Genomic DNA, 26,619 nt, shown 5'->3' with positions numbered 1-26,619 from the left:
CTTAGCCCGCCACCGGCTTGGAGTTGTGCAGGCGGGCCTTCAGGTCGGCCAGCTCCTGCTCAACCTTGGACGAGGCCTCCAGGTCGGAGAACTCCTCGGCCAGCGTCCGCTTCCGGCCGAGATCGAAGGCCTCGACCCGCCCTTCCATCTCGTCCAGGTTCCGCTCGACCTGTTCGAACCGGGCGAACGCCTCGTTGATCCGGTCGTCGTGGATCTGGGTGTTGACCTTCAGCCGGCTGGCCGCCGACTTCTGGCGCAGCACGATGGCCTTCTCGCGCTTCTTGGCGTCGGTCAGCTTCTCCTGCAGCCGGCTGATGTCCTCGCTGCTCTTGGCCAGCGCCTCCTCGATATGGACGAGTTGGTGCTGAAGCGTGTCGATCTGCTCGGCGATCTTGGACTTGGCGACCAGCGCGCCCTTGGCGAGATCCTCCCGGTCGCGCGACAGCGCCAGTTCGGCCTTGCGCTGCCAGTCCTCCAATTCGCGGTTGAGGGAAACCAGGCGGCGCTCGATCTCCTTGCGCTCGGCGATGGTCTTGACGGTGCTGGAGCGGACCTCGACCAGCGTGTCCTCCATCTCCTGGATCACCAGGCGGATCAGCTTCTCGGGATCCTCGGCGCGGTCGAGGATCGCGTTGAGGTTGGAATTGATGATGTCGCTCAGGCGCGAAAAAATGCCCATGATGGCTTGTCCCGTATGTGGTCTGTGGGAAGAAGGGTCGGTTCGGCGTCCGGTCAGCCGACGAAGGCGCCCAGGATCACGCCGGCGGCGAAGAACACCCAGGTCTCGGTCGAGCGGGTGCGCAGATAGGCAAGGAAGCGCTCGCCGGTGCTCCGGCTGGACCGGGCCGTGTTCTGATAGCTGCTCCGGTAACGCGCATAGTCCTGCATGGCAGTCTCCAAGGGGAACGGTCATGATGTACGCGTCTCGTATTGCAGGCGCCGTGCCAACCCAACGCTTCACGCGCAAACCCTTGATATCGCTGAAAAACTGGAAAGATGCCCCGGCTTCTTCCCTGGCACTCCGGAGAAATCGCGCCATATGATGGCGTAAAAGCTCATTCATTGGCGAAATCCACCACATGACAAGACCTTCCCCCGATCTGCCCGCCCTGATGGGCGAGTCCCCGGCCTTCCAGGCGATGCTGGAGCATGTCTCCAAGGCGGCTCCGCTGGACAAGCCGACGCTGGTGATCGGCGAGCGCGGCACCGGCAAGGAGCTGGTGGCGGCCCGCCTGCACTATCTGTCCAGGCGATGGGACCGCGCGTTCGTCAAGCTCAACTGCGGCGCGCTGGCCGAGTCGCTGCTGGAAAGCGAGCTGTTCGGCCACGAGGCCGGCGCCTTCACCGGTGCCGTGCGGCGCCATGTCGGCCGGTTCGAACTGGCCGACGACGGCACCCTGTTCCTGGACGAGATCGCCAACGCCCCGCCGGCGGTCCAGGAGAAGATGCTGCGCGTGATCGAGTACGGCGAGTTCGAGCGGGTCGGCGGCAGCCAGACACTGGCGACCGACGTCCGCCTGATCGGCGCCACCAACGCCGACCTCCCGGCGCTCGCGGCGGAGGGGAAGTTCCGCGCCGACCTGCTGGACCGGCTGAGCTTCGACGTCATCACGATCCCGCCGCTGCGCGCCCGGCCGGAGGACATCCCCCTGCTGGCCGAGAATTTCGCCGTCGCCATGGCGCGGGAACTGGGGCGGCCCTATTTTCCCGGCTTTACCGACCGCGCCCTCGGGCATCTGCTGGCCCACGACTGGCCGGGCAATGTCCGCGAGCTGAAGAACACGGTGGAACGCACCGTCTACCGGTCCGAGCGGCCCGACCGGCCGGTCGACACGGTGGTGCTCGATCCCTTCGCCTCGCCCTGGCGGCCCGTACCGCCCGCCTCCCCGCCGCCGCCGGTCCCGGCCTCCCGCCCGGCTCCGCCGGAGCCGGATTCCTTCCCGGACGCGGTGCGCGCTTTCGAGATCGGGCTGCTGACGGCGGCCCTGGAGCGCAACCAGTTCAACCGGAAGCGGGCGGCCGCGGACCTCGGTCTCCGTTACCACCAGTTCCGCGGCTACCTGCGGAAATACGGGCTGTCGGAAGACCGGTCGCCCTGAACGCCGCCGCGGCAGGAACGCCCCCGGTGCGACATCGCGGCCGGCGGCGCGGCAACCTGTCCGACAGAAGACTTGATCGATATCAAACCCCGGCCGCCGCGGACCTGTTACGAATTCGTATTATGACGATCCGCCTATGCCTTTTCATCATGATCGCCGCCCTGACCGTCGCCCTGACCGCCGCCACGGAAAGCGCACTGGCCCGGCCGACGCTGCTGATTTCGACCGAGAACGGTCCCGGCCATGTACAGACCGTGATCGTCCGCCGTTTCGTCGAACGGGTGCGCGAATGCTGCGCCGACCGGATCGATGTCGACCACCGGTTCGGCGGCGAGCTCTACCGCGACCGCGATGTCCTGGCCGCCCTGGTCCAGGGCAAGATCGGCATGGCGGTCGCCGGGACGTGGCAGCTCGACCAGGTGGCTCCCGACACCGGCGCCTTCATGCTGCCGGTCTTCTACGGGCGCACCCCTGAGGAGGCGGCGCTGGTCCAGGACGGCCCGGCGATCGAAGCGATGAACGGCCAGATCGAGGAAGGCCTGGGCGCCATCGTCCTCGGACGCTGGATCGGGCTCGGCTTCGCCCATGTCTTCACCACCCGGACGGCGATCGACGACGTGGACGACCTCGCCGGGCTGCGCATCCGGTCCCCGGGCGGGATGGCGAACGCCTGGCGGCTCGCGGCGCTGGGCGCGGAGCCCGTGACGATCGCCTGGACCGACCTGCCCCGCGCGCTGACGGAAAACAGGGTGGACGGCCTGATCTCCACCTTCGCGACGCTCGACAGCATTCCGCTGTGGTCCCGGGGCGTGCGCTTCGCGCTGGAGGACCGCCAGTATTTCTCCCACTACGTCCCGCTGGTGTCCGACTACTTCTGGCGTCAACTCGACGAGGGAAGCCGCCGCGACCTGCGCACCGCCTGGGACCTCGGCGTCGAGGAAGGGCGCGCCCTGGCCGCCCGGGCGCAGGCGGACGCCCGCGACCGCGCCCTCGGGGCCGGCGTCCGGATCGCCGTCCCGACGCCGGAACGAACCTCGGCCGTCCGGGCCCGGCTGGTCACCGATCAGGCGGCGGTGGCGCTGCGGTCCGGGATCGATGGACGCGCCATCGACCGCATCACCGCGGGACTGAAGGAATGACCGTGACCGACGAACCGCCGAAACACCGGCAGCGCCGGACCGGTCCATCCTACCATACCCTGTCGACCCTGGCCGGCGCGACGGTCTTCGCCGCCGCGACCATCGGGCTGGTGATCGTTCTTCTGGTCGTCGGCCTGTGGAAGGACCGCATGGACCGGCTGGCCGAGGTGCGGTTGGAAGCGGAGACCCGGGCGATCCTGCTGGCGCAGCACGCCGACGGGGTCCTGCGCCAAGTCGGCGTGGCCCTCGCCGCCGCCGCGTTCAACCTGGAGGAACGCGACTCGGAAGGAACCGGACCGGCGACCCGCGATCCGATCCAGCGCTTCATGGCCCGCCACCTGCCGACCGGCGGCTGCCTTGTGATCTTCGGCCCCGACGGCGCCGTGCGGTCCTCCGCCTGCCCGAGATCGGCGGACCTCGGGCTGGACGAAACCACGCTTCGGGACCATGCCGGCGGCCGGATCACCGGCAGCATGGGCCATGATCACGTGCTGGGACTGGTCGCCCTCCGGCGCTCGATCCTGGATCGGCGGGGGCGTTTCCTGGGCATCGCCCAGGCGAGCTTCCAGGCGGTGGCGCTGCTGGGATACGGTCACACCGCCGGGGTCGAGCAGGTGGAGGCGCTGACGCTGCCCGACGGCGACATCGTGGTCGGGCCGGCCGACATGTTCGCCGGGCAGCGCCAGGGAATCGCGGTCGACGCGGTCCGGCTGATCGCAGGCGGCACGCCGGACGCCGGCGCCATCCAGGTCGCCGAACGGGACGGCCTGATCGCCGCTGCGGCCCAGACCCGCGTCCTGCCGCTCCTCGCCGTCGCGGCGAACCGGACGGAGGAGACGCTGGCCGCCTGGTGGCGCACAGTGACGATCGCGGCCCTGATCGTCGGCATCCTGACCGCCGGCGGCCTGCTGCTGCTGGCCCGGCTGTTCCAGATCGAGCGGTCGCGGTCGGAAGCCTTCTCCGAACTGCGGCTGAAGGACCACGCCCTGGCCCAGTCGAGCAACGGCATCCTGATCTGCCGGGCCGGCATCGACACCCCGATCACCTGGGTCAACCACGCCTTCGAGCGCAACACCGGCTACACGTCCGCCGAGGTGGTCGGCAGGAACCCCCGCTTCATGCACGGGACGGAGATCGCCCAGCCGGCGCTGGAGGAGATCCGCCGGGCGCTGCGCGACAGCAGCCCCGTGGTGGCGACGGTGCGCAATTTCCGCAAGGACGGGTCGCTGTTCTACAACCAGGTCAGCATCGCGCCGGTCTGCGACGACGACGGCCGGCTGACCCATTTCATCGGTATCCAGCACGACGTGACCGACCGCATCCTGGCCGAACGGGCGCTGGAGGACCAGGCCCGGTTCGAGCATACCCTGCTCGACACCATTCCCCTGCCGGTCTTCTTCAAGGACATGAACGGCGTCTATCTCGGCGCCAACCGGGCGTTCGAGCAGGCCCTCGGCCTGGAACGGGGCGGCGTCAAGGGGCTGCGGGTCACCGACATCGCCGATCCCGAGATCGCCGAGGTCTATGCCAAGGTGGACCGCGACCTGCGCATGCACGGCGGCTCCCGGACCTTCGAGACCGAGGTCCGCTACGCCGACGGCAGCCTCCGCGCCGCCGTGATCAGCAAGGCGGTGTTCCTCAACGCGGCCTCCCAGCGGGCCGGGATCATCGGCGTGTTCAGCGACATCGACGAGATCAGGCGGCGCGAGGCCGAACTGGCGAGCCTGGTCGACCAGCGCGACCGGGAACGGGCCCGCGCCGAGGAGGCGAACCGGGCGAAGTCCAACTTCCTGGCCTGCATGAGCCACGAACTGCGGACGCCGCTCAACGCGATCCTGGGATTCTCCGAGATCATCCGGGAGCGCAGCTTCGGCGACGACCTCGACCGCTATGCCGAGTATGCCGGCGACATCCACACCAGCGGCGAGCACCTCCTGTCGCTGATCAACGACATCCTGGACCTGTCGAAGATCGAGGCCGGCAAGCTCGACCTGATCCCGAACGCCCTGGCGATCGGGCCGGTGGTGAACTCGGTGATCAAGCTGGTGCGCCAGCGTGCGGAGGATCACGGCCATTCCCTCCACGTCGATCTGGGCGACGCCGAGGACGAACCGCTCCACGCCGACGAGCGGGCGGTCAAGCAGATCCTGTTCAACCTGCTGTCGAACGCCATCAAGTTCACCCCGGACCACGGCCGGATCGACTTGGCCTGCCGGCGGAGCACGGGGGGCTACGTGGAACTCTCCGTCTCCGACACCGGAATCGGCATCCCCGCCGACCGGTTGCTGACGGTGCTGCAGCCGTTCGAGCGGATCGACAGCGCCTATACCCGCGGGCAGGAGGGGACGGGGCTGGGACTTTCGCTGGTCGATTCGCTGGTCAGGGGGCATGGCGGCACCGTGACCATCGACAGCACGATCGACGTGGGAACCCGCGTCCGCATAACGCTGCCGACCGTCAAGCGGGCCTCCGGCATGGCCGCGTGACGAACGGGACGCAACAGCTACCCTCAACGGATAGTCGCACCCCGATCGCGTTTGTGATAAATAGTGGATGTCCGACGCGATGCCGGGCATGGAACCAAGCGAATAGGGTCAGCAGATCATGTCCATGGGACTGTCGGACATCGGCAAGGCGATGAGCCCGGTCAGGGCCAGTTACCAGGCGCGCGTCCAGTCGCAGAACGCGGTGACCGAAGAGGTCGTCCAGAAGAACGAGAGCCGGCAGAACCAGACGCCGCAGCTGATGAGTTCCTCGTTCGAGATCTCGAACCAGGGATTGCGCAGCCGCGGTGGCCGGATTGACATCCAGGTCTGACCCGCCCCCGTCGCGGCGGGTGCCCGTCACCTCATTTGGCGTTCCTCAGGTGCACCCCGCGCATCAGGTGCGCCGAACCGTCGCTCCTTCCGGCACCTTGAGGCTTCTTCCGGGCGCGTTTCGGCCAGGAGAACAGCCAGTGCAGTCCCAGCCGGTTGATCACCTCGATGGCCGTCAGCGTCCCTATGAAGCCGATGGTCCCGAGCACGGTGAACAGCAGCATCCCCTGGTCCTGCGGGACGATCCTCTTCAGCACCACCACGGCCGCCGCCAGGATGATCCAGTGCAGGATATAGGCCGGCAGCGAGTTCCGGCCGATATGGCGGAACAGCGCCGCGAACGGCTTGTCGCCGATTCGTCCGGCCAGCAGGATCATGACGCCGATGCCGCCCACGGCCAGCGGGATGCTGGGTATCCGGTACCGCAGATCGGTTTCCAGCAGCAGGACGGTGGCCGGCATGCCGAGGGTCAGCACGGTCATGACCGCCACGATCGCGCGGTTGGCCAGCAGCCTGGAGATCAGATCCTCCCGCTGGACGGCATAGTCGCCCAGCGCGAAGAATCCCAGCAGGAAGAAGAACCGGTCGAGATACCAGAAATCGAACAGCCCCGACGCCGCCAGGGCCACCGCCGCGACGACCAGGCGCGAGACCCGCTGGAATGCCAGCATGATCAGGTAGAACAGGAACAGGTTGTGGAGAAACCACATATGTCCCTGCGGCGCATAGGGGATCATCAGCAGCTCGCTCCAGGAATGGGGCGTGCCGGAGAACGGGGCCGCGATCACCCAGAGGGAGACGTAGACCGTCGACCACAGGACATAGGGATAGAGGATGTTCCGCGTCTTCCCCGTCAGATAGTCTGGGGCGCCCTTGCGCAGCGACGGGCTGAGCAGCATGCCCGACAGGAACACCATCAGCGGCATGCGAAGCGGGTTGAAGATCAGCGATAGGGTCGCGATCCATTGGGGAACGCTGTCGGAACTGAGCGTGGCGTGATAGAGCGCATGGTCGAGTATGACGAGGACGATCGCCATTCCGCGCAGCGTATCCATCCAGCCGATCCGGGCTTTGCTCCCGGACGGCCCGCCCGTACCGTGCCTTGATGAATCGGAAGTTGCCAACAACACCATAAATCGATCTCACGAGAACCGGGACTTGGCGCGTGTCGCAAGGACAGCGCAGAACCACGGACTCCCGGGACGGGAGTCCGTTTCAGCGAAAGCCGGGTATCGTGAGGATCAGGGCGGTGACGACTTGACGCAGCGCTGGCCCCGGACGGCCATGATCGTGCCGCCGTCGCGGCGCGCCGTCGGGATGAAGCCAAGGAGGACCGCCGCGATCCGGACCAGGACGACGGTCGTGGCAACGCCGCCGCGGGCGTCCTGTCTGGCACTCCAGGGTGCGGCCGTTGTCTGAAGGATGGTAGTCCACATGCCGTCCTCGCATTCCGGCATCGGTGCCGTAGATGCTCAGTAATACTGAACGCCTTGCGCGGCCCCATGTTGCCGGCGGAGCAGGAGTTTGTTCATCCCATTCAGAACCGTGTACAGATCGTTGAATTGTGCAAGAAACGCCGGAATGGTCAACCCCGGTTCAACTTTTCCAAGTGCTTCATAGAGCTTACCCACGCTGGTGCGGCCGTCGATCCGGGCCAGCAACGGACCGGCCAGCCGGGGCATCGGCAGGTTCACCGGCATCCCGCCGAGGTCGGCGCGCAAGCCGGCGCCGGGCTTGAGGCCGCGGGCGATGGCGGCGCCGTCGAGATCCCGCAACACCGGCACCATGTCCAGGTCGTCGGGTGTCGCCACGGCATCGGCGGCGTCCTCCGGCCGCACCAGGTAGCACACATGTTTCGCCATGCTGCCCGAAAGCTGCTCGGCCAGGGCGGCCCGCGCCACCGCGCCGAGACCGTCCAGGCGCCGCCGGACGCGGGGATCGGCGATGTAGCGCGCGGGATCGTAGCGCGCCGGCTCGATAAAGGCGGTGATGGCGAGGCCGCAGCCCGATGCCAGGTCCGCCAGCTCCGGCACCGTATAGGCGCGGTCGCGGCTGTGCAGCAGCAGGTCGTAGAGTCCGGCGTCGGACTCCTGGTGGTCGCCGATGAAAGGGTTGCGCTTCAGCCAATTGGTCGGCGGCAAGGTCTTGAGCAGGCGTTTGGCCAGGTCTACCCGCTCGGCGTCGGGCAGCCCGTCCGCCAGGGTGCGCAGGGCGTCCTGCAGCGGATAGACCCCCGTCCGCCCGAACGTGCCGTAGACCATCAGCCCGATGCCGCCGCCGGGCGCCAGGGCGGACAGCAGCGACCGGAGCCCCGCCGCGGGGTCCTCCAGATGGTGCAGCACGCCGCAGCAGTCGATGTAGTCGAAGCTCCCCAGCCCCGCCCAGTCGAGCAGCGACCCGCTGCGGAAGCGGATGTTGGTCAGCCCCCGCGCCTCGGCCCGCCGCTCCGCGATCGACCGCGAGGCATCCGACAGGTCCAGATAGGTGATCTCGGCCGCCAGCCCGGCGTCGGCCGCCTGCTGGGCCAGCATGATCGTGCCGTCGCCGGTCCCGCCGCCGGCGAACAGCACGCGGAACGGCGCCGTCCCGCCGGGACTCCCGCCGAGACGGCCGCCGAAGACATAGTGGTTCACCTCGTCCAGATGACCCGGCGACCCGGTCAGCAGGCGCTTGGCCTCGTCACGGGGATCGCGCGCGGGATAGGGATAGGCCTCGTACTGGGCGCGCAGGCGGTCGGGCATCGAATTCGGTTCCAAGCAGATCCGGATCAGTCTCGCCCGGGGATCGAGAGGACCACCTTGCCGGTCGAGCGCCGGCTGATCAGCAGCCGCAGCGCCTCCCCGTTGTCCTCGATCGGCAGCCGGTGCGAGATGTGCGGCCGGATCCGCCCCTCCTCGAACCATCGGAACAGGGTGCGGAAGCTCTCGTCGACGGTGGCCGGCGCATGCTGGCGATAGGCACCCCAGTGGACGCCTACCGCGGCACAGTTCTTGACCAGCAGGATGTTGGCCGGGATCTGCGGGATGCGCCCTTCGGCGAACCCGATCACCAGCAGCCGCCCGCCCCAGGCGACGCAGCGCAGGCTGGTGTCGAACACGTCCCCCCCGACCGGATCGAAGATCACGTCGGCACCGGCCCCGCCGGTCAGTTCCTTGACCCTGGCGCGGATATCCTCGGCGCGATAGTCGATCAGGTGGTCGGCGCCGCGGCCGGACGCGACCGCCAGCTTCTCGGCCGATCCGGCGGAGGCGATCACGGTGGCGCCCATGGCCTTGCCGATCTCGACGGCGGTCAGTCCGACGCCCCCGGCGGCACCGTGGACCACCAGCGTCTCCCCGGGCTTCAGCCCGGCTCGTTCCCACAGCGCCACGTGCGAGGTGCCGTAGGCGATCGGGAAGCCCGCCGCCGTCTCGAAATCCATCGAGTCCGGGATGGGGAACACGTCGGCCGCCCGCGCCACCGCCCGCTCGGCGTAGCCGCCATGGTCGAGCAGCGCCATCACCCGGTCGCCCGGCCGGACCGAGGTCACGCCGGACCCCACCTCCTCGACGATCCCGGCGACCTCCAGCCCCGGCGAGAACGGGAACTCCGGCTTGACCTGGTACTTGCCGCGGATCATCAGCGTGTCGGCGAAGTTGATGCCCGCCGCCCTGACGGCGACCCGGACCTGGTCCGCCCCCGGCGCCCCGGGCTCCGCGACCTCTTCCAGGACCAGACTCTCCGGCCCGCCCCATTCCCGGCACACCACGGCACGCATCGGCTCCCCTCCTCGATTCCTCTTCGGCGGCCGGACTATATAGTCCCCGTCCGGCCTGGCCAACCTCAGTCCGGGGCCAACCTTACTCGGGCCACCCGGCAGCCGGACGGATCTCCCCGACCGGGAGGCCGACACGGTTGGTGATCACGGGATGGGTCACCTCCGCCAGTTCCTGCCAGCGGGCCTCGGTCAGCACCTTGCACTGGCGCAGCAGGGCGGCCATGGCGATTCCGGCGGCGCGGGTGGCGCCATCCTCGATCTTCACGGCGATGCCCAGGCCCAGCTTGGGCAGGACGGCGCACATCACGCCCTCGGCACCGATCTTGACCAGCGCCTCGCCGGCGGCCGCCTCCATCATGCGGGTGTCGAAGGTGCCGCGCCCGCCGACCAGATAGGGATGGGCCCCCCAGGCGTGCCGGATGCGGGCGACCGCCTCGGCCCTTCGGTCCGGCAGTTCGCGCGGGTCGGCCATCCGGGCCATCGCCAGCGCGAGCGACCCCAGCGGGATCGCGATGGTCGGGATGCCGCAGCCGTCAACGCCCCGGGGCGCCGCGGACAGGTCGCGCGCCGTCATCTGCTCCAGCACGCCCAGGATGCGCTGCTGCACCGGGTGGTCGAAGCGGATATAGCCCTTGGTAGCCTCGCCCTTGTGCCGGGCGGTGGAGAGCATGCCGGCATGCTTGCCGGAGCAGTTGTTATGGACGGTCCCGGGCCCCTCGCCCGCCCGGATCAGGCCGTGGGCGGTCTGCTCGTCATACGGCAGGTGGGTGCCGCATTCCAGGTCCGCGGGCCCGCAGCCGATCCGCTCCAGCCAGGCGGCGACCAGCCTGGTGTGGCGCTCCTCGCCGTTGTGGGAGGCGCAGGCCAGCGCCAGTTCCTCGTCGGAGATGCCGAACGCCTCGACGGCGCCGCTCTCGACCAGCGGGATCGCCTGCAGCGACTTGATCGCCGAGCGGGCATAGACCGGCTTCTCGAAATCGCCCCAGTGGGCGACCACGTGGCCATCGGCGTCGACGACGGCGGCGATGCCGCGATGGCGGGATTCGACGACGCCGCCGCGCGTCACCTCGACCAGGACCGGCGTCTCGGCGGCGCCCAGCTCGGCATGACCTTCCAGTGACCCGGCCAGTGGCCCGGCCAGGGAGCCGGAAGCGTCGTGTCCATGGGTATGGCCATGTCCGCAACAGGCGTGGCCGTGGTGATCGCTCATGGGAATTCCATCCGACGGTGCTTCAGAACGCGTGATACTTGCCCCGGCGGAAGCGCCGGTGCAAGGTGCGCTCATGCGTGGATATTTTGCAATCGGGGTAGAGGGCGTCAGCAAGGCCTTCAACGTGGGCAACCTTGTCAGGTCTGCCCATGCCTTCGGCGCCAGTTTCGCCTTCACCATCGACGCCCGGCTGGACAAGCGCCAGCTCCGCGTCTCCGACACCTCCGATGCCGGCAGCCACCTGCCGCTCTACCACTATCCCGACCTGGCATCGCTGGACCTGCCGCAGGGCTGCGCCCTGGTCGGAGTCGAGCTGCTGGACTGCTCTATCGACCTGCCCAGCTTCCGCCACCCGCTCCGCGCCGCCTACGTGTTCGGCCCGGAACGCGGGAACCTGTCGCCCGAACTGGTCGAGCGCTGCGAGTTCGTGGTCAGGATCCCGACCCGCTTCTGCATCAATGTCGGCGTCGCGGGCGCCCTCGTGATGTACGACCGCATGATCAGCCTGGGCCGCTTCGCCGAGCGCCCGGTCCGCGTCGGCGGCCCGACCGAGGCGGTCCCCGGACACGTCCACGGCAAGCAGATCTATCGGACCCGCAAGGAATAGGGCCGCAGATGCACGCAGATGAACTCAGATGGGTTCCGGCCTCGGGCATGCTCGCGACCCGCCGGCGCTGATCCGAGATTCTTATCTGAGTTCAATCGCGGTAGGGACGCCCGTTACCGGGCGCCCCCCGCACAGAACCGGACGTGCCCGATTAAGGCATCCGGCTCCCACCTTGGGTGTTTGACGCGGAAGCGGTTTCCGGGCCAGGGATGAATGATGCGCGGCCGTGGCAGCCAGTGATCGGCAAGGCGCGTGAGTTTGTCCCACGGTGTCTTGTCCTTCTGGCTGCGCCGACGCAGCGCCCTCATCCACAGGACGCCGACATGGTAGCGCAGGTTGGCAAGGGCCCGGTAGTTGGTCGGGACGGCGAAGTAGGCGTAGAAGCCGCTCATCACCTGTCCCAGCCACCGGCCTTGCTCCGGGATGCCCTGGTGCCAGCGCCGCCGGAGTTCCTCCTTGATTTCCTTGAGCTTGGCCTGCTTGCGCTGGCGCCGGGTCTGGCGTCGCAGCAGGAAGCCGCCACGCCGGGACCGCCCACAGATGTGGGTGAAGCCCAGGAAGTCGAAGGTCTCCGGTTTTCCCGCGCCGCGCTTGGCCCGGTCGGCCTGTGCCTGCCGGCCGAACTCGATCAGGCGGGTCTTGTCGGCGTTCAGTTCCAGGGCGAACCGCGCCAGGCGCTCCCGCAAGTCCGCGAGGAACCGCTCGGCGTCCGACCGGTGCTCGAACCCGACGACGGTGTCGTCGGCGTAGCGCACCACGACCATGGTCCCGGTCGCGTGGCGCTGGCGCCACTGCCGGACCCACAGGTCGTAGACGTAGTGGAGATAGACGTTGGCCAGCAGTGGCGATGCCACCGCCCCTTGCGGGCTGCCGGCCGTCGCCGGCTGCCGTTTCCCCGTCTCGTCCACCACGCCGACCGTCAGCCACTTGCGGATCAGCCGCAGGACGCGGGCATCGCCGATCCGGTGTTCCAGGAACCGCATCATCCAGGTGTGGTCGATGCTGTCGAAGAACGCCCGGATATCGGCATCCAGGATCCAGTTCACCCGGCACTCGCCGATCGCCACCGCCAACGCGTCGAGCGCGTCGTGCTGCCCCCGTCCCGGCCGGAAGCCGTAGGAGAAGCCGAGGAAGTCTTCCTCGTAGATGGCGTTCAGCACCTCCACCAGCGCCCGCTGGACGATCTTGTCCTCCAGCGCCGCGATCCCGAGCGGCCGCATCCGGCCGTCCGGCTTGGGGATGACATGCCGGCGTGACGGGTGCGCCCGGTAGCGGCCGGAATGCACGCGGTCCTTCAGGTCCGCCAGCCGTTCCTCCAGCCCCTCCGCGTACTCCCGCCACGTCATTCCGTCCACACCCGGTGCCGCGTCCCGCTTCAATGCCCGATAGGCAAAGCGCAGCAGGTCGGTATCCACGTGCGTCAGAAGGGTGGTGAACCGCTCCTCCTTTCGCTCCCGTGCCGCTTGACGTATGCGCTCCAGCCCCGAGAGCACGGGGGCCCGGTCCTGAGCCCGGCCCGTGTGCGGCGGAGACGCATTCCCCTCGGCCCCACCCCTTCCCTCCACCGGCTCCGCGTCCGCGTTCGCCGGCTTCACAGGTACTATGGATGGGTCTGACCTCTTCGGCGCGTGCGTCACCGGCTACGGCTCCTCGCCTTCCCGGTGCGGACCAGACGGCCATCGGCCCCTGGTCACGCCGAAGATCTCCCGGTTCCCGCGCAAGGAGCGTCCGCACATGCCAGGGTCTCTGACCACGCCGGACCGCCGGGGTGCTCGCATGACGCGCCCCGCCGTATCGCCTTCCAGGCACAGAACCCTGTCGGCATCCGGGATCGAGATTCTTACGCGGCTCAATGGCTGGCCTATGCGCTCCCCTGTCAACGCTTCGCCGGCGGCCTCGCGACCGCCGCCGCATGACTCGGGGCCGGTGTGGGTCGCTACTCCTTCACCGTACAGGACTTTCACCCGCTACTCCTTGCCGGTCTCCCGGCGCTCTCTGCGTCCATCTGTGGCCTATATATCAAGCCCGCGCCGCGTCACCGCACCGCATGGACCGGCGACCGGGTCGCCAGCTTCCTGTCGGCCGAGTTCTCCTCCGTGCGCCAGCGCCGCCCGGACATGGTCCGGCGCATGCTGGAATACTACGCCCTGAACTTCCACTACGAGAAGCGCTCCTCCGTCTGATCGAGCGCCGCCATGTCGCGGTGTCCGAGGAGACCGGGCGCCGTATCCGCACGGCGGAGATCGCCGGCCTCGACCGCTGGCTCGACGCCGTCATCGACGCGCCGACCCTCACCGCCGCCGATCTCGATGCCATCCTGGCCCGGCCGCACCACTGAGCTTCGATCCCCGCGGCGCCGGGTCAGAACCTCACGAACGGGTTCAGCAGGCGCATCAGCGGGCCGGTCAGCCGGAGCGGGGCGTCGGTCAGGGTGACGCAGACGCAGTCCGCGCCCTCGTCGGCGACCGGCCGGTGGTCCACCTCGGCGTCGGAACACGCGAGGTCGCCGCGCCGGTAGTGCCCCGAGGCGTCGCTGAAGCCTCCCGCCAGCACCAGGGTCAGCTCGATCCCCTCATGGGTGTGCTGAGGCACCGCGACGCCGCCCTTGATCCGCATCAGCCGGGCCTTGATCCGTCCCCCGCCGGTGGAGCCGACCGGTATGTCGTACAGATCGACTCCGCGGATCAGCCGCTTCCACCGCACCGCGTCCAGGTCGCCCCCGACATAGTCGCGCAGCGGCCGGGGCAGCGCCGGCACCGACTCCGGCGCGCCGTCAGGCCGGGCATCCGCGGCAGGCAACCTCCCGCCGGCGTCCTCCCGGTCGAGCCGCGCCATCACGGCCGGCAGCGCGTCCGGCGCCATCGGAGCCGGCTCGACGTCGTCGAGCAGGGCCCCTCCGACCGCCTCGAACAGGGCCACGGCGTTCCGGCACGCGGGACAGAGCGCCAGGTGGGTAGCCACCACGAGGCCGGTCACCTCGTCCAGGGTTCCGGCCGCGTAGCCGGCCAGCAGCGCGTCGTCGGGGTGATGGGCCGGGATCATCGCCCCTCCTCCAGTTCCCGGCGCAGGCGGCCCATGGCGAGGCGCAGCCGCGACTTGACGGTCCCGAGCGGCAGGCCGCGCGTCGCGGCGATCGCGGCGTGGGGCTGGTCCTCGAAATAGGCCAGCCGCAGCAGGTCCGCCTGCTCGGCCGGCAGTCTCAGGATGGCCGCGCGCAGGCGCGCGGTGTCCTCGACCGATTCGATGGTCCGGTCGGCGCTCGGCGGCGCGTCCGGGACTATGGCGGGAACCAGGGCCGGATCGTCGGGATCGATCTCGGGCCGGCGCTCCCGCCGGAGGGTGTCGATTCGCTTGTTGCGGGCGATGGTGAAAATCCAGGTGGCGGCACCCGACCGGACCGGATCGAAGGCCTCGGCGCGGCGCCAGACCAGCAGCATGACCTCCTGCGCGAGCTCGTCGGCCTGGGACGGCCCGGCGCCGAGCCGCTGCAGGTAGCCCTTCAGCTTGGGCGCGATCCGGTGGAACAGCTCGGAAAACGCTCCGCGGTCCCGGTCGCGCGCGACGGCGACCAGAAGATCGTCAAGCGACCGCTCCTGGGCGGCGGCAAGGGGCGGAATATCCGGCATCTCCCTATTGAAGGTGAATACCCGCCCCAGGACAAGCCCGCAGATGGCCCAAGGCGTCCCGCCCGCCGGTGTCGCCCGCAACGAAAATGCGCATTCCATGGGAACTTCTACGCGGAACCTCCCGGGCCGGATCACCCGGTTAACGGAAATTTTTCCAACACCGGCGCACAAGAGTGGTTACCACGGTTAATTTGGGCGCTACGGGCGCTGGAAATCCTCCCTCAACCTGTATAGTGTGGCGCCATGCCGATACCATTTCGCACCTGCACAATGATCAGCCTTCTCCCTTCCTTCCGGTCAGCCGCCCTCCTCCCGGCACTCTGCCTCGCCCTGGCGACGCTCGCCTCCGGAACCGCAGCCACCGCCGCGGAACCGCAGCTGATCGGCTCGTTCAACGACTGGAACGCGTTCTCGTACGACGAGAGCGGCCAGAAGGTCTGCTACATGTCGAGCCGGCCCAAGAAGGACGAGGGCAATTACAAGCAGCGCGGCGACATCTACGTGCTGATCACGCACCGTCCGGCGGAAAAGAGCCTGGACGTGGTCAGCGTGACCACCGGCTACACCTACAAGGAAAAGAGCGAGACCATCGTCTCGATCGGCAACCAGAACTTCAAGCTGTTCACCGACGGCGACACCGCCTGGGCGCGCGACGAGAAGACGGACCGGGCGCTGGTCGACGCGATCCGCAGCGGGTCCGCCATGATCGTCAAGGGCACGTCGAACCGCGGCACGGCGACCACCGACACCTACAGCCTGTCCGGCACCTCGGCCGCTTACGAGGCGATCAGCAAGGCGTGCAACGTCAAGCGCTGAACAGAGGGGCGCCGATTCGGTGGACCTGCCTGCCCACACAGCATTTGACACCGCCGGGCCGAAGCCCCATTTAGCGCCGCATGGGCGTTTCAAGTCATGCAAGCATGTTCGCGCCGCCGGCCCCCAGGGCCGACGGGCGCCGTAATCTGATCGGGCTCGACCGCGTCGAGCTGGCCGCCGAGCTGGACACGCTCGGCCTCCCGGCATTCCGCGCGCGCCAGATCTGGCATTGGATCTATCATCGCGGCGCCACGTCGTTCGACGTGATGACGACGCTGGCAAAGCCGGTGCGCGAACAGCTGGCGGAACACTTCCTCATCGACCGGCCCGAGGTCACCCGCGACCTCAAATCGTCGGACGGCACGGCCAAGTGGCTGCTGCGCATGGCCGATGGTCAGCAGTTCGAGACCGTCCACATCCCCGAGGAGGACCGCGGCACCCTGTGCGTGTCGTCGCAGGTCGGCTGCACGCTGACCTGCCGCTTCTGCCACACGGGGACCCAGCGGCTGGTCCGCAACCTGGAACCGTCGGAGATCGTCGGACAGGTCATGCACGCCCGCGACCGGCTGGGCGAGTGGCCGGCGCCCAAGGACGGGCGCATGCTGTCCAACATCGTGATGATGGGCATGGGCGAGCCTCTTTATAACTACGACAATGTCGCCAAGGCGCTGAAGATCGTCATGGACGGCGAAGGCATCGCGATCTCAAAGCGCAGGATCACGCTCTCGACCTCCGGCGTCGTGCCGATGATGCGGCGCTGCGGCGAGGAGCTGAACGTCAACCTCGCCGTCAGCCTCCACGCCGTCACCGACGAGCTGCGCGACCGCATCGTCCCGCTGAACCGGAAATACCCGATCGCCGAGCTGCTGGAAGCCTGCCGGACTTATCCCGGCATCAACAACGCCCGCCGGATCACGTTCGAATACGTGATGCTGAAGGGCGTAAACGACAGCCTGGCGGACGCGAAGGAGCTGGTGCGGCTGCTCGACGGCATCCCGTCCAAGATCAACCTGATCCCGTTCAACCCGTGGCCCGGCGCCCCGTTCGAACGCTCGACCGACGCGGCGATCCGCAAGTTCGGCGACTACGTCAACAATGCCGGCTATGCCAGCCCCGTGCGAACCCGCGCGGCGAGGACATCATGGCGGCCTGCGGCCAGTTGAAGTCGGACAGCGTCAAGCAGCGCGCGTCGGACCGGCTGGCGGAAGAGGCGGCGGCCCGCGCAGCCGTCGCCCTGGCGGTGGCCGAGAAGGAAGCGGCCCTTTCCCTGTAGGGTGATTTGCCCTAGTTCTTCTTGCCCTGGCCCGTCGCCGGGCAGGTCACCGCTGGAATCATCGCCGTGCAGTATTTTCTCGATCCGTTCTGGTTCAACCTGACGCTCAGCGCGGCGGTGCTGTGGCCGCTGTGGCGTGTCTTCCGCCGGGCCGGGCTCAATCCCGTCTGGTCGCTGCTGATCTTCGTGTCGGTCGCGATCCCGCTGCTGGGGCAGTTGCTGGTGCTGCTGGTCCTGTTCCACTCGAAATGGCCGACCCTGCCGCCCAAGCCGCCGCCCCAGCCGCGCAAGAAGCCCCGCGCGGTCCAGCGGGCGAAGGCATGAAGCGCATGAAGGAGATGACGGCATGGGCAATCTGAGCGAGACCGTGACCTTCTTCCGCGACGTCGATCCCAACGTGTCGCTGATCGTCATCGGCATCATGCTGACCTGGACCCTGGCGGCCGGATCGTTCCTGCTGGCCCGGCTCGGCATCAAGCCGCTATGGGTCCTGCTGCTGGTGGTCCCCGGCCTCAACGTGCTGGCGATCTGGCTGTTCGCCTATGTCCGCTGGCCCCGCTACGAGGAAGCCAGGCGCAAGGGTGTTCAGCCCGGCGGGTCGCCCTGATCGGTCCTGTCATAGCTGGTCCATGACCCGTGCGGCGTCCGGGTGCTCCGGGCGCCGTCGCCCCGGCGCTCGGCGCGGTCGTCCACCGCGTCGTCATAGCCGCGCCGGTTGCTGTAGAACACCAGGAACATCAGCCCTCCCCCCAGCGCAAGGGTCCCCAGCCCGCCCAGCAGCAATGCCAGCAGCCCGTGGCCGCTGATCGCCACGTCGACGCCGTCCATGTTCCAACCCGCGAAGCCGAAGACGAGCGCCGCCGCAAGCAGCGCCAGGAGCACGGCGATGACGAGGAAGCTTTTCATTCCCGTTCAACCGGCCCGGGGAGGGATTGTTCCGGTTGTCCCGTTCCGGATCCCGTGACCGCGGGCGGTCTTGCGGGCCGCCGCGGTTGGCCCTAATGTCGCGCCGGCTTTCTACCCTCGGACTGTACGGGCACCCTCATGAGCGGCGACATCAAGAAAATCGTGCTGGCCTATTCCGGCGGCCTCGATACCTCCGTCATCCTGCGCTGGCTGCAGGAGACCTACCGCTGCGAGGTGGTGACCTTCACCGCCGACATCGGCCAGGGGGAGGAGCTGGAGCCCGCCCGCAAGAAGGCCGAGATGATGGGCGTCCAGCGGATCTACATCGACGACCTGCGCGAGGAGTTCGTGCGCGACTTCGTCTTCCCGATGTTCCGCGCCAACACCCTGTACGAGGGGACTTACCTGCTCGGCACCTCGATCGCCCGGCCGCTGATCGCCAAGCGCCAGATCGAGATCGCCAACGAGGTCGGCGCCGACGCGGTCGCCCACGGCGCCACCGGCAAGGGCAACGACCAAGTCCGGTTCGAGCTGGGCTACTACGCCCTCAAGCCCGACATCAAGGTGATCGCCCCCTGGCGCCAGTGGGACCTGAACAGCCGCACCAAGCTGCTGGACTACGCCGAGCAGCACCAGATCCCCATCGCCAAGGACAAGCGCGGCGAGGCGCCCTACTCCACCGACGCCAACCTGCTGCACATCTCCTACGAGGGCAAGGCGCTCGAGGACCCCTGGGTCGAGCCGGACGAGGACATGTTCACCCGCTCGGTCGCCCCGGAGAAGGCCCCGGACACCCCGACCTATGTCGAGATCGAGTTCAAGGCCGGCGACGCCGTCGCGGTCGACGGCACCGCCATGTCCCCGGCGCAGGTGCTGACCCGGCTGAACGAGCTGGGCGGGCAGAACGGCATCGGCCGCCTGGACCTGGTCGAGAACCGCTTCGTCGGCATGAAGAGCCGCGGCGTCTACGAGACCCCCGGCGGCACCATCCTGCTGGCGGCCCACCGCGGCATCGAGAGCATCACGCTCGACCGCGGCGCCATGCACCTCAAGGACGACATGATGCCCCGCTACGCGGAGCTGATCTACAACGGCTTCTGGTTCAGCCCGGAGCGCCTGGCGATCCAGGCCCTGATCGACAAGACCCAGGAGCAGGTGAACGGCACGGTCCGCCTCAAGCTGTTCAAGGGCCAGGCCAGCGTGGTCGGCCGCAAGTCCCCCAACTCGCTCTACCGCCTGGACTACGTCACCTTCGAGGCCGACTCCGTCTACAACCAGAAGGACGCGGAAGGCTTCATCAAGCTGAACGCGCTCCGCCTGCGGCTCGGCGCCATGGCGAAGGGCGTCTGACGGGACGGTCGCAGGAAGGGTTGCCCCGCTCCGGTCGGTCCATACAGCCTCCCGTTCCACTCGCCGCGATGCGTTGGGCCGGCGATCCCGGACGGATCGACCTGATCGGGCACTGCTCCAGCGGCTTGCCGACGGCCGGGCATTTCCGATGATGGGCACCCGCCGATCGGCTCCCGGCAGGATCCTGCACTCCCTCGGAACGACGGCGGCCAGCCCTCAGATCGGCGGCAGCGGCGACACGCCGAACAGCCAGGCATGGCCGTGCAGGAATCCCGCATACAGCGCCAGCGCCACCACCAGCCGGATCCAGCCGATCTCGCGGACGGCGGCGGCCAGGTTCTGGCGGCCCTGCACGATCGCGGCGAAGGGAACGTTGGAGCTCAGCTCGGTCCAGCGTTCCCACGTCAGCCCCCGGCGCATCGCGTTCTTGCTGTCGATCAGGACGGAGCCCAGCAGCGCCAGCACCGCCAGGGTCCCGAAGAACAGCAGCGAGGCCCAGTCGCCGTTCGGCACCATGTGGGACACCGCCCACAGCCCGATCCCCCACATCACCGGATTGCGGGTGATGCGCAGCGCGCCGCGCGGCCCCAGCTCCTTCTCCAGCAAGGCGCCCTGCCCGACCGCCGTCGGGTTCGGCGTGCTGACCCCGCCGACCAGCAGCAGGAACGCCACCGGCATCAGGACCAGCGGGAAGAACCACATCCAGGCCGACGGAAACCACACCGGCTCATAGGGAGCGGCGGCGTAGGCCCGGACCAGCCAGACCATGGCCCCCAGCGCCACGATAGAATAGACGGCGGTATAGGCCCGCTCGCCGATCCGCCGGACAAGGGCCGTGCGCAGGCCGGTGCTGGACACGCCGAAATGGCTCGCCAGCAGGAAGGCGGCGGCGAGCGCCAGCCAGCCGAAACCGCCGGTCATGGATCAACCCTCATGAAGCATCTCCGGATCTGGTGATGACGACCTGCACGTCGGCCGGCCCGGCGAAATAGGGTGCCGAGGTCACCAGCACGGCGCAGCCGGTCGCGGCATAGGCCGCGGCGTTGGCCTCGGTGATGCCGCCCGCCGCCGCGACCAGCGGAACCGGATTCAGCCCGGCCACCCGGCGCACCGCCTCGGCGACCGCGTCGGGCGCCAGCTTCTCCAATTGAAGCACGTCGGCCCCGGCCTCCGCCACGGCGACGGCATCCGCGACCGAGGCGACCTCGACCACCAGCTTCCGCTCCGGATGCCGGCGCTTCAGGTCGTGGAAATCCGCCGCGCCGTCCAGGAAGACCCTGTGCTCGGGGAACACCAGCAGCGTCTCCGACAACCCCAGCCGGTGCATCTGGGCGCCGCCGGCCAGCACCGCCTTGACGCTGATCTCCTTGGTGCCGGGAAAGTTCTTGCGGGTGCAGGCGACCGCCACGCCGGGCGCCGCGGCCCGTGCCGCCTCGACGATCCGGCGCGTCCGCGTCGCGATGCCCGACGCATGTTCCACCAGCGTCTGGGCCACCTTCCAGGCCAGGTGGATGCCGCCGGCCGGCCCCTCCCCTTCCAGGAAGACCGTGCCGGCCGCGATCCGCTCGCCGCTGCCGTGGCGCAGGGAAGCCCGAACGCCGGCGCGCTCCAGCAGGCGGGCGGCCTCCTCGGCGCAGCACAGCACCATGTCGGAGCGGGCGGCGAAGCCGATCCGGCCGGGGCGCGACCCGATGCCCAGGGCATGGGTGGTCAGGTCGCCGGCCGGCGCATCCTGGGCCAGCAGCGCATCCAGCACGCCGTCGCCGATCGGCAGCATCATGACGTCCCGCATCCTTCCGAAACCGTGCCCTTCCGAAAACCCATAGGGCCCGAAAACCCATAGGGCCCGAAAACCCATAGGGCCCGAAAACCCATAGGGCCCGAAAACCCATAGGGCCGAATCGGGCGGGATGGTAGCTTCGGCGATGCGACAATGCACCTGCCAGTCTGGCCGCCGGCGGCGAATCAGGCGACCTGATCCATTTTTGCACTTACCCCGGGGTTGATTGGAACGGGATAGACGCCAAGTCTATTGCCAGCGGCGTCATGCAGCAGCGTGACCCAACCCCCTTAAATCGCCTCGCCGATGCCCAGTAATTTTCCGGGGCGACGAAGATCTTGTACTTATTCTGGAGGAATGAAATGCCGAAGTCCATTGAAGGCCGCATGGTCGCTATTCTGGCCACCCATGGCTTCGAGCAGGCTGAACTGGTCGAGCCGCAAAAAGCATTGAAGGAAGCGGGTGCCACCGTTCATGTGGTCTCCCCGGAACAGGGCACGATCCGCGGCTATCGCCACCTGGACAAGGGCGACGAGGTCGGCGTGGACCGGCTTCTGGACGACGCGCGGCCCGACGATTACGACGCGCTCGTGATCCCCGGCGGCCTGTTCAATCCCGACGAGCTGCGCACCAACGAGGCGGCGCTCCGGTTCGTCCGCGCCTTCTTCACCGCCGGCAAGCCGGTCGGCGCCATCTGCCACGGCCCGCAGGTCCTGATCAGCGCCGACCTGGTCAAGGGCCGCACGCTGACCGCCGTCGCCCCGATCCGCAAGGACCTGGCCAATGCCGGCGCGCATGTCCTGGACGAGGAGGTGGTGACCGACAAGGGCCTGGTGACCAGCCGCACGCCGAAGGACCTGCCGGCCTTCTGCGCCAAGCTGATCGAAGAGATCGCCGAGGGCCGCCACCGCGGCCAAGCCAGGGCCGCCGCCGCCGAATAAGGCGGCCCTACCGGACGAAGTGCAGCAGCAGTCCGGCGGCGGCGCACCCGCCGATCACCGTCAGCACTCCGGCCTTGAAGCGGAACACCGCGACCAGGGCGGCGGCGCTCAGCAACAGCGCCGCCGCGTCGACCGAGGCCGGAACCGGCCAGTCCACGCTCATCCCGGCGACCCGCACCTCCCGCACCTCCCGGAACAGGGCGTGCAGGGCGAACCAGATCGCCAGGTTCAGGATCACCCCGACCACCGCCGCGGTGATCGCGCCAAGCGCGGAGCTCAGGGCCCGGTTGCCGCGCAGCTTCTCGACGAAGGGCGCTCCCAGGAAGATCCACAGGAAGCAGGGCACGAAGGTGATCCAGGTGGCCAGCAGCCCGGCCAGCACGCCGGCCAGCATCGGCGGCAGGCTTCCCGGATCGCGGAACGCGCCCATGAATCCCACGAACTGGAGCACCATGATCAGCGGCCCCGGCGTGGTCTCCGCCATGCCCAGCCCGTCCAGCATCTCCCCCGGCCGGAGCCAGCCATAGGTCTCCACCGCCTGCTGGGCGACATAGGCCAGCACCGCGTAAGCGCCGCCGAAGGTGACCACCGCCATCTTGGAGAAGAACAGCGCGATCCGGGTGAATACGTCGTCCCAGCCAAGCGACAGCCCCAGCGCCAGGACCGGGCCGAGCCACAGGGCCAGGCAGACCGCGGCGACCTTCAGCGACCATCCCAGGGTCGGCCGGGCGTGGGCCGGGATCTCCTCGCCCAGCAGTGATTCGGCATCGGCGACCGCCCGCCCCCCGGCCGAGGCATGGCCGCCGCCCCCGGCGAAGGCTTTCCACCCGAAATGACCGCCCGCCAGGCCGATCAGCGCCGCCCCCAGCACGATCAGCGGGAACGGCACGTCGAACAGGAAGATCGCCGCGAACGCAGCCGCCGCGATGCCCAGCGCCGCCCCGTTCTTCAGCGTTCTGCCGCCCAGCCGGACCACCGCCTGGAGCACGATCGCCAGCACCGCCGCCTTCAGGCCGAAAAACACCGCCGCGACCAGCGGCACCGTTCCGAAGCCGGCATAGATCACGCTCAGCGCCATGATCGAGACGACGCCGGGCAGCACGAACAGGATGCCGGCGATCAGCCCGCCCGCCGTCCTGTGCATCAGCCAGCCGATATAGACGGTGAGCTGCTGGGCCTCTGGGCCGGGCAGCAGCATGCAATAGTTGAGCGCGTGCAGGAACCGGGTCTCGCCGATCCAGCGCAGTTCCTCGACCAGGATCCTGTGCATCAATGCTATCTGCCCGGCCGGGCCGCCGAAGCTCAGCAGGCCGATCCGCAGCCAGACGCGGAACGCCGCTCCCAGGCTGACGCCATGGCCCGAACTCGGAGAGCCGGGACGCGGGGAACCGGCGCGGCCGGCGGGAATGTCGGTCATGTCGGGAAATCCTTGCCCCGGTTGTCGCCCGCCGCGACCCTAGGCCGGTCTCGGCTGCCGGGCAACAGCCCTGGTGCGGGTCCGGTACCGGCACTCCCCCGGTTTCAGCCGCCGCGCTTCATCTCGTCCTGCCGCATGGGCATCGAATCGATGGTGGAGAACAGTTCCTCGGCCAGGATCGGCTCGCTCCGGCGCAGCTTCTCGGTGCCGTCCTTGCCGATCAGGATCACCGTGAACCCGTCGGCCGGCACGCCGTGGCGCTCGCGGAACCCCGCGGACTCGGGGTCGCCCGCCGGCAGGGCCCGCACGATCAGGTCGCGGTCGGCGAGATCGTCCCTGTTGTCGGCGGCGCTGGTGAGCTGGTGCTGGACCCGGGGATCCTCGGGCGAGGGGCCGAACACCAGCAGGACGCGGTTCTTCCCGCGATAGACTTCCAGGGAAACCATGGGGCTGCTCCTCTTCGGGCGGTTCAACATGTCGGACCCATGTCAACACTCCATCCCCCGGTCTCGTCCCGTGACTTTCCGCCGCAGATTTTCCGTTGATTGCGGCCGTCGCATTTGAGGCATATGATCGGCATCACGGCAGGGGCATCCGCACCCGCCGCATCATCCGGGGGAGCAGACAGTCCATGAAAGCCTTCGTTCTCGGCGTCTTCACCGCCGTCGTGCTGGCCGTCGGGGCGGCGGCCGTCCTGCAGAGCTACGTCCAGCAGCCGGCGGTGCAGGCCTTCAGCACCTCTTCGGTCCGCGTCTGACCGGGGGGCCGGCACCCTCGATTACGCTTATCCAATAAGCAATGGACCTGCGGGTCAGCCCGCGGCCAGCATCGGCTGGCCCGCGGGCTTGCGCAGGGCCTGGGCGGCGTTCAACACCGCCTTCTGAAGTTTCTCGAACGCCCGCGCCTCGATCTGCCGGATCCGCTCGCGCGATACGGCATAACGCTCGCCAAGCACCTCCAGCGTGGCCGGCTCGTCCGCCAGGCGGCGCTCCAGCAGGATCTGCCGCTCGCGGTCGTTCAGCTTCTCCAGCGCTTGGCCCAGCAGGCGCCGCCGCAGGGCAAGCTCGTCAGCCTCCGCGACCACCGATTCCTGGGTCGGCCGTTCGTCCGACAGCAGGTCCAGCCAGTCGGTGTCGCCTTCCGTCCCCACGGCCGCGTTGAGCGAGCTGTCGCCCATGGTCAGCCGGCGGTTCATCTCGACCACCTCCGTCTCCGGCACGTCCAGCTCGGTCGCGATGGTGGTGACCGCGGCCGGCGACAGGTCGCCCTGCTCCAGCTCCTCCATCCGGCCTTTCAGGCGGCGCAGGTTGAAGAAAAGCTTCTTCTGGGCGGCCGTGGTGCCCATCTTGACCATGGACCAGTTGTGCAGGATGTATTCCTGGATCGCCGCGCGGATCCACCAGATCGCGTAGGTCGCGAACCGGAAGCCGCGGTCCGGGTCGAACTTCTGGGCCGCCTGCATCAGGCCCACGTTGCCCTCGGCGATCAGCTCGGACGCGGGCAGGCCGTAACCGGCGAAACCGCGCGCGATCTTGATCACCAGACGCAGATGGCTACCCGTCAGCAGGCGCAGGGCCTCCTCGTCGCCGCGCTCGCGCCAGGCGACCGCCAGATCCCGCTCCTGCCCCGGGTTCAGCATGGGAAAGCGTTTCGCTTCGTCCAGGTAGCGGCCCATGCCGCCGCCGGCCTGCGCGATATTCAACAATGTCATTCGTCGAGCCTCCTCTTCGTCGACATGTCCCACCCTGACGTAACCCGCCCGACACGACAAAATCGCCCCGCCCCGGTGGTGATTCTGAAGATCACCCCGTGCTGGGTCGATGCGCGCCAAACCGGTATAGGTCGGGATTTCCGGGAAAGTTCGCCGATCCAATTCGGCTCCTCACGAGCCTCGACGAACAGACTAGAGATAAGATTTCCTGACCGGATTTCAAGTGCTTAAGCCCGTTGACGCGGACCGGTATCGCATATAGACCAAGGACCATCGACCATGTTGATAACAGATTTATAACACGGAAGACAGCGATTCGGCCCAATTCATGGCTGGATTGAAAAAACCGGGCCCTCGGCAGCAAATCCACATCAGCCCTGCCGAAAACCACACGGCGCGCGGGCTCTCCGACCTCTTTGCGGACGCCGCCCCGCGCAGTCCCGACCCTGCTTACTTGAAGATTTCGAAAGCATTTCGCGATCCGATAACTTGGCGTGCCGGCCTCATGGTTCCGATCGCCGCGGCCGTTGCGAATTTTTATTTCGGAAGCTTTATTTCATAAGCAAGGAAATGGTCGGAACAAGCCCATCGTTCGGAGCGGTGGATCTGACGAACTGCGATCGCGAGCCGATCGGGATTCCGGGATCGATCCAGCCCCACGGATTTCTGGTCGTCCTCCACCCCGAAGCCCTGCGCATCCTCCAGGCCCCCGGCCCAATCGGAACCCTGCCCGAAGTCGTGCTCCAGCGGGTCGACCAGATGGCGAAAGGGCGCGAGATGTCCCGGCGGCGCCAGGAGCTGCAGCTCGCGGAACCGGACCACCGGGTCGAGAACACGCTCGCCAACATCCAGGCGCTGGTCCAGGACTCCGCCTCCGGGCATCGGGGAAGCTCCACCGCGCCGGAGGGTTTCACCGCCTCCTTCGGCCAGCGACTCCGCGCGATGGCCTATGCCCACAGCCTGCTGACCCGCAGCCGCTGGGAAGGCGCCGACTTGCGCAGCCTGCTGGAGGAGGAGGCCCGCGTCCTCAAGCTCGACTGGATCGAGCGCGGCGGCCCCGCCGTGACTTGGTCCAACTTGCCTGATCGAGGCGGGCCTGCAAAGCGCCAGTAATAATATTTCGTCGAGAAGGAGCATATTTCCCATTGTTCCTGTTATACTGGAACTATCC

The 26,619-nt window shown here is 68.3% G+C and carries 30 protein-coding genes and 1 pseudogene; 15 read left to right on the top strand and 16 right to left on the bottom strand.

The window, feature by feature from the left end; genetic code table 11:
* Position 1: 1 nt before the first annotated feature.
* Positions 2-679 carry a phage shock protein PspA gene (pspA, locus tag DPR14_RS01015; RefSeq protein ID WP_158043501.1) on the bottom strand — a complete coding sequence of 226 codons (678 nt, stop codon included), beginning with the start codon at positions 677-679 and terminating at the stop codon, positions 2-4.
* Between the two features lie 53 nt (positions 680-732).
* Positions 733-888 carry a hypothetical protein gene (locus tag DPR14_RS27070; protein ID WP_192499212.1) on the bottom strand — a complete coding sequence of 52 codons (156 nt, stop codon included), beginning with the start codon at positions 886-888 and terminating at the stop codon, positions 733-735.
* A gap of 191 nt (positions 889-1,079) precedes the next feature.
* On the opposite strand from DPR14_RS27070, the gene pspF reads away from it, so the two are divergent.
* The 4 genes from pspF to DPR14_RS00995 all read left to right on the top strand — a co-directional run bounded on the left by pspF (position 1,080) and on the right by DPR14_RS00995 (position 6,055).
* Positions 1,080-2,099, top strand: coding sequence for a phage shock protein operon transcriptional activator (gene pspF / locus DPR14_RS01010; protein ID WP_158043500.1), 1,020 nt, complete (start codon positions 1,080-1,082; stop codon positions 2,097-2,099).
* A 122-nt stretch (positions 2,100-2,221) separates the two neighbouring features.
* On the top strand, positions 2,222-3,238 hold the full coding sequence (gene dctP, locus DPR14_RS01005) for a TRAP transporter substrate-binding protein DctP (protein ID WP_158043499.1): 1,017 nt from the start codon (positions 2,222-2,224) through the stop codon (positions 3,236-3,238).
* A 2-nt stretch (positions 3,239-3,240) separates the two neighbouring features.
* A complete protein-coding gene (locus tag DPR14_RS01000; RefSeq protein WP_192499211.1) occupies positions 3,241-5,724 on the top strand; it encodes a sensor histidine kinase in 2,484 nt (827 codons plus the stop codon).
* A 124-nt stretch (positions 5,725-5,848) separates the two neighbouring features.
* Complete coding sequence (locus DPR14_RS00995; RefSeq protein WP_158043497.1) at positions 5,849-6,055, top strand: hypothetical protein; 207 nt, start codon at positions 5,849-5,851, stop codon at positions 6,053-6,055.
* Between the two features lie 31 nt (positions 6,056-6,086).
* Here the strand turns inward: DPR14_RS00995 and DPR14_RS00990 are convergent, their stop codons facing one another.
* From DPR14_RS00990 to DPR14_RS00970, 5 genes are all read right to left on the bottom strand, one after another.
* On the bottom strand, positions 6,087-7,109 hold the full coding sequence (locus tag DPR14_RS00990) for an acyltransferase family protein (protein WP_192499210.1): 1,023 nt from the start codon (positions 7,107-7,109) through the stop codon (positions 6,087-6,089).
* Positions 7,110-7,295: 186 nt separating this feature from the next.
* Positions 7,296-7,490 (bottom strand): hypothetical protein, encoded by a 195-nt coding sequence (locus tag DPR14_RS00985; RefSeq protein ID WP_158043495.1) that lies wholly within the window; start codon positions 7,488-7,490, stop codon positions 7,296-7,298.
* Positions 7,491-7,526: 36 nt separating this feature from the next.
* Complete coding sequence (locus tag DPR14_RS00980) at positions 7,527-8,795, bottom strand: class I SAM-dependent methyltransferase (protein ID WP_158043494.1); 1,269 nt, start codon at positions 8,793-8,795, stop codon at positions 7,527-7,529.
* A 26-nt stretch (positions 8,796-8,821) separates the two neighbouring features.
* Positions 8,822-9,811 carry an NADPH:quinone oxidoreductase family protein gene (locus tag DPR14_RS00975; protein WP_158043493.1) on the bottom strand — a complete coding sequence of 330 codons (990 nt, stop codon included), beginning with the start codon at positions 9,809-9,811 and terminating at the stop codon, positions 8,822-8,824.
* 82 nt (positions 9,812-9,893) lie between these two features.
* Complete coding sequence (locus DPR14_RS00970; RefSeq protein ID WP_158043492.1) at positions 9,894-11,021, bottom strand: asparaginase; 1,128 nt, start codon at positions 11,019-11,021, stop codon at positions 9,894-9,896.
* 73 nt (positions 11,022-11,094) lie between these two features.
* Between DPR14_RS00970 and DPR14_RS00965 the strand changes: the two genes are divergently transcribed.
* Positions 11,095-11,628 (top strand): RNA methyltransferase, encoded by a 534-nt coding sequence (locus DPR14_RS00965; protein ID WP_158043491.1) that lies wholly within the window; start codon positions 11,095-11,097, stop codon positions 11,626-11,628.
* Between the two features lie 113 nt (positions 11,629-11,741).
* Here DPR14_RS00965 and ltrA read toward each other — a convergent pair whose 3' ends face one another.
* A complete protein-coding gene (gene ltrA, locus DPR14_RS00960) occupies positions 11,742-13,121 on the bottom strand; it encodes a group II intron reverse transcriptase/maturase (RefSeq protein ID WP_343038679.1) in 1,380 nt (459 codons plus the stop codon).
* 435 nt (positions 13,122-13,556) lie between these two features.
* On the opposite strand from ltrA, the gene DPR14_RS27065 reads away from it, so the two are divergent.
* Entirely contained in the window at positions 13,557-13,811 is a 255-nt protein-coding gene (locus tag DPR14_RS27065; protein ID WP_192499209.1) for a hypothetical protein, read from the top strand.
* A 20-nt stretch (positions 13,812-13,831) separates the two neighbouring features.
* Positions 13,832-13,966, top strand: coding sequence for a hypothetical protein (locus DPR14_RS28570; protein WP_281352666.1), 135 nt, complete (start codon positions 13,832-13,834; stop codon positions 13,964-13,966).
* A gap of 23 nt (positions 13,967-13,989) precedes the next feature.
* On the opposite strand, the gene DPR14_RS00950 is transcribed toward DPR14_RS28570, so the two are convergent.
* Both DPR14_RS00950 and DPR14_RS00945 read right to left on the bottom strand, forming a co-directional pair.
* Positions 13,990-14,670: a ChrR family anti-sigma-E factor gene (locus DPR14_RS00950; RefSeq protein ID WP_158043489.1), complete on the bottom strand. Its 681-nt coding sequence runs from the start codon at positions 14,668-14,670 to the stop codon at positions 13,990-13,992.
* Positions 14,667-15,254: a sigma-70 family RNA polymerase sigma factor gene (locus tag DPR14_RS00945; protein WP_158043488.1), complete on the bottom strand. Its 588-nt coding sequence runs from the start codon at positions 15,252-15,254 to the stop codon at positions 14,667-14,669. The genes DPR14_RS00950 and DPR14_RS00945 overlap by 4 nt, the downstream gene beginning before the upstream one ends.
* Before the next feature lie 270 nt (positions 15,255-15,524).
* Between DPR14_RS00945 and DPR14_RS00940 the strand changes: the two genes are divergently transcribed.
* From DPR14_RS00940 to DPR14_RS00925, 4 genes and pseudogenes are all read left to right on the top strand, one after another.
* Positions 15,525-16,070 (top strand): invasion associated locus B family protein, encoded by a 546-nt coding sequence (locus DPR14_RS00940; protein WP_158043487.1) that lies wholly within the window; start codon positions 15,525-15,527, stop codon positions 16,068-16,070.
* A gap of 80 nt (positions 16,071-16,150) precedes the next feature.
* Positions 16,151-17,343: pseudogene (gene rlmN, locus DPR14_RS00935) on the top strand (dual-specificity RNA methyltransferase RlmN).
* A gap of 66 nt (positions 17,344-17,409) precedes the next feature.
* A complete protein-coding gene (locus DPR14_RS00930; protein WP_158043486.1) occupies positions 17,410-17,667 on the top strand; it encodes a hypothetical protein in 258 nt (85 codons plus the stop codon).
* A gap of 22 nt (positions 17,668-17,689) precedes the next feature.
* Complete coding sequence (locus DPR14_RS00925; protein ID WP_158043485.1) at positions 17,690-17,950, top strand: hypothetical protein; 261 nt, start codon at positions 17,690-17,692, stop codon at positions 17,948-17,950.
* Here the strand turns inward: DPR14_RS00925 and DPR14_RS00920 are convergent.
* Positions 17,929-18,249 carry a hypothetical protein gene (locus DPR14_RS00920; RefSeq protein ID WP_192499208.1) on the bottom strand — a complete coding sequence of 107 codons (321 nt, stop codon included), beginning with the start codon at positions 18,247-18,249 and terminating at the stop codon, positions 17,929-17,931. The two genes, DPR14_RS00925 and DPR14_RS00920, sit on opposite strands and share 22 nt — an antisense overlap.
* A 138-nt stretch (positions 18,250-18,387) precedes the next feature.
* On the opposite strand from DPR14_RS00920, the gene DPR14_RS00915 reads away from it, so the two are divergent.
* Positions 18,388-19,599 (top strand): argininosuccinate synthase, encoded by a 1,212-nt coding sequence (locus DPR14_RS00915; protein WP_158043484.1) that lies wholly within the window; start codon positions 18,388-18,390, stop codon positions 19,597-19,599.
* 216 nt (positions 19,600-19,815) lie between these two features.
* Here the strand turns inward: DPR14_RS00915 and DPR14_RS00910 are convergent, their stop codons facing one another.
* Together DPR14_RS00910 and modD are read right to left on the bottom strand one after the other, a co-directional pair.
* Positions 19,816-20,520, bottom strand: coding sequence for an NnrU family protein (locus DPR14_RS00910; RefSeq protein WP_158043483.1), 705 nt, complete (start codon positions 20,518-20,520; stop codon positions 19,816-19,818).
* Positions 20,521-20,530: 10 nt separating this feature from the next.
* Complete coding sequence (gene modD, locus DPR14_RS00905) at positions 20,531-21,379, bottom strand: ModD protein (protein WP_343038690.1); 849 nt, start codon at positions 21,377-21,379, stop codon at positions 20,531-20,533.
* Between the two features lie 362 nt (positions 21,380-21,741).
* Here modD and DPR14_RS00900 point away from each other — a divergent pair, with 362 nt between their 5' ends.
* Positions 21,742-22,320 carry a type 1 glutamine amidotransferase domain-containing protein gene (locus DPR14_RS00900; RefSeq protein WP_158043482.1) on the top strand — a complete coding sequence of 193 codons (579 nt, stop codon included), beginning with the start codon at positions 21,742-21,744 and terminating at the stop codon, positions 22,318-22,320.
* Positions 22,321-22,327: 7 nt separating this feature from the next.
* Here the strand turns inward: DPR14_RS00900 and chrA are convergent, their stop codons facing one another.
* Together chrA and DPR14_RS00890 are read right to left on the bottom strand one after the other, a co-directional pair.
* On the bottom strand, positions 22,328-23,737 hold the full coding sequence (gene chrA / locus DPR14_RS00895) for a chromate efflux transporter (RefSeq protein WP_158043481.1): 1,410 nt from the start codon (positions 23,735-23,737) through the stop codon (positions 22,328-22,330).
* 104 nt (positions 23,738-23,841) lie between these two features.
* Positions 23,842-24,183: a DUF4174 domain-containing protein gene (locus DPR14_RS00890; RefSeq protein WP_192499207.1), complete on the bottom strand. Its 342-nt coding sequence runs from the start codon at positions 24,181-24,183 to the stop codon at positions 23,842-23,844.
* A gap of 185 nt (positions 24,184-24,368) precedes the next feature.
* On the opposite strand from DPR14_RS00890, the gene DPR14_RS28565 reads away from it, so the two are divergent.
* Positions 24,369-24,494: a hypothetical protein gene (locus DPR14_RS28565; protein ID WP_281352665.1), complete on the top strand. Its 126-nt coding sequence runs from the start codon at positions 24,369-24,371 to the stop codon at positions 24,492-24,494.
* Positions 24,495-24,548: 54 nt separating this feature from the next.
* Here DPR14_RS28565 and rpoH read toward each other — a convergent pair whose 3' ends face one another.
* Positions 24,549-25,448, bottom strand: coding sequence for an RNA polymerase sigma factor RpoH (gene rpoH, locus DPR14_RS00885; protein WP_158043479.1), 900 nt, complete (start codon positions 25,446-25,448; stop codon positions 24,549-24,551).
* Positions 25,449-26,048: 600 nt separating this feature from the next.
* Here rpoH and DPR14_RS00880 point away from each other — a divergent pair.
* Positions 26,049-26,561: an HWE histidine kinase domain-containing protein gene (locus DPR14_RS00880; protein ID WP_246148686.1), complete on the top strand. Its 513-nt coding sequence runs from the start codon at positions 26,049-26,051 to the stop codon at positions 26,559-26,561.
* Positions 26,562-26,619 lie beyond the last annotated feature (58 nt).

The organism is Skermanella pratensis, assembly GCF_008843145.1.
In the GTDB taxonomy this organism is placed as follows: Bacteria; Pseudomonadota; Alphaproteobacteria; order Azospirillales; family Azospirillaceae; genus Skermanella; species Skermanella pratensis.
Note: the sequence above shows the minus strand (reverse complement) of the source record. Positions and strands in the feature narration are given on the sequence as shown.